The 1,411-nt window shown below is 41.7% G+C and carries 1 protein-coding gene; it reads left to right on the plus strand.

All coding sequences use genetic code 11. The features are described from left to right. Positions 1–122 precede the first annotated feature (122 nt). Entirely contained in the window at positions 123–1,328 is a 1,206-nt protein-coding gene (locus G5B11_RS18650; RefSeq protein WP_420360632.1) for an IS256 family transposase, read from the plus strand. Positions 1,329–1,411 lie beyond the last annotated feature (83 nt).

A 1,411-nucleotide genomic window follows, 5' to 3' on the forward strand; every position in this document is an offset into this window, starting at 1 on the left:
GAGTGTGTGAAACTTTTTCTGTAAATAGCTAATAACAGCAAGGTCTTCTATGGTAAAATATAAATCATAGGAGGCCTTTTATTATGGCAAGAAGAGAAAAGAAACCTGTACACAAAGTAGTAATGACAGAAGGAAAGCGAAACATCATTCAGCAACTTCTTCGGGAGTATGATATTGAAACCGCTGAAGATATCCAGGATGCGCTTAAGGATCTGCTTGGCGGCACTATCAAAGAGATGATGGAAGCAGAAATGGATGATCATCTTGGCTACCAGAAATCTGAACGATCTGATAGCGATGATTACCGCAATGGATATAAATCAAAGCGTGTAAACAGCAGCTATGGCAGCATGGATATCGATGTTCCACAGGACCGTAAATCAACATTTGAGCCACAGATTGTAAAGAAACGTCAGAAGGATATTTCTGATATCGATCAGAAGATTATTTCCATGTATGCAAAAGGAATGACGACCCGGCAAATATCAGAAACCATCGAAGATATCTACGGTTTTGAAACATCAGAAGGCTTTATTTCAGACGTTACAGATAAAATCCTGCCTCAGATCGAAGACTGGCAAAATCGACCGCTGGATGAGGTATATCCGATCCTCTATATAGATGCCATCCATTATTCCGTACGCGATAATGGAGTGATCAGAAAGCTAGCTGCCTACGTCATTCTTGGCATCAACACAGAAGGAAAAAAAGAGGTTCTTTCAATCACTGTCGGTGATAATGAAAGTTCAAAGTACTGGCTGTCTGTTCTGAATGAGCTGAAGAATCGTGGTGTAAAGGATATCCTGATTATCTGCGCTGACGGTCTTAGTGGCATTAAAGAGGCAATTGCCGCTGCATTTCCAAAAACAGAGTATCAGAGATGTATTGTACATCAGGTAAGAAACACGCTAAAATATGTTCCGGATAAGGACAGAAAAGCGTTCGCTTCCGACCTAAAAACGATTTACCACGCTTCCGATGAAGAGAAGGCTAGACTGGCTCTGGATCGAGTTACTGAAAAATGGACCGCAAAATACCCAAATTCCATGAAACGCTGGTATGATAACTGGGATGCAATAACACCGATTTTTAAGTTCTCACCGGATGTCAGAAAGGTTATTTACACGACAAATGCTATCGAAAGTCTGAATTCTACCTACCGTAAGCTCAACCGTCAAAGAAGCGTATTTCCAAGTGATACAGCGCTCCTGAAAGCCCTGTATCTGGCAACTTTCGAAGCCACGAAAAAATGGACTATGAGCATTCGGAACTGGGGACAGGTCTACGGCGAACTCAGCATTATGTATGAGGGACGACTCCCAGAATAACAGAATCTATATGCATGATGCGAAGGACGCTTTTGACGTCTGCTCTTGACATGCCCGAAATCATGTCGTATATATATAGCAAG

It is taken from the genome of Blautia glucerasea, assembly GCF_013304385.1.
Lineage (GTDB): Bacteria > Bacillota > Clostridia > Lachnospirales > Lachnospiraceae > Blautia_A > Blautia_A ammoniilytica.